This window comes from Acidovorax sp. SRB_24 (genome assembly GCF_012931925.1).
In genome coordinates this window covers 1-649 of the sequence record NZ_MWOM01000191.1, presented here as the reverse complement: position 1 = coordinate 649, position 649 = coordinate 1, and the positions used below count along the sequence as shown (strand labels likewise).

1 protein-coding gene and 1 pseudogene are annotated in these 649 nt (G+C 62.6%); one reads left to right on the top strand and one right to left on the bottom strand.

Annotation, left to right across the window (positions count from 1 at the left end; translation table 11 throughout):
• Nucleotides 1-129 (top strand): annotated as a pseudogene (locus tag B2J89_RS22955) (flagellar protein FliT); the annotation flags it as partial.
• 429 nt (nt 130-558) lie between these two features.
• Here B2J89_RS22955 and B2J89_RS21440 read toward each other — a convergent pair.
• The coding region (locus B2J89_RS21440; protein WP_169170836.1) for a flagellar hook-basal body complex protein FliE at nt 559-649 on the bottom strand (91 nt) is incomplete at its 5' end.

Here is a 649-nt window from a genome sequence, read left to right as displayed (position 1 = left end):
CACCGCAAGGAAAAGACCGTGATCATGCAGCGCATCCTGCGCAACGACGCCCAGATCCGCTGCCTCGCCGAGCCGTGGCTGACGCAGTTCGAGCACATGTTCGACGGCCAGCCGCAGGTGATGCACTGATACGGATTTGCCTTCCACCGGCGAACGTCGCGGGCTCGCCTCGGCGTGCCACGGCACGGTCTGCGGCTCCCCGCCTGGTTATCCAATTGAATACAAATCCGTATGAGGCAGCAGGCCCCGCCTTGCCAAGGGGGCGGCGCTGGAAAGCGAGAACTGGAATGAAATCGGCCTCTGGCGCTTGCCCGGAAAGCGCCAGAGGCTATCAAATTAATAGTGGTGAGGCGTTGGTCCTGCGCAGGACCAGGCACCAGGGCCGGGCGCAATGCCGTGGTCTGGGATCGGAGTGAAGTCGGGTTCTAGCGCTTGTGTGGCAAGCGCCGATAGCTACCAATTCAATAGCGATGAAACTTTGACTGATGCCGGGTCGCGCGGCTCGGCGGGACGAGGGTGCCGTTGCCATCCAGGCCGAAAGCCGAGAGAGGCGTGGCCCTATACCTGCATGTTCATGATGTCGGTGTAGGCCTGCACCATGCGGTTGCGCACGTGCAGCGTGGCCTGGAAGCCGATCTGCGCCTTCTGG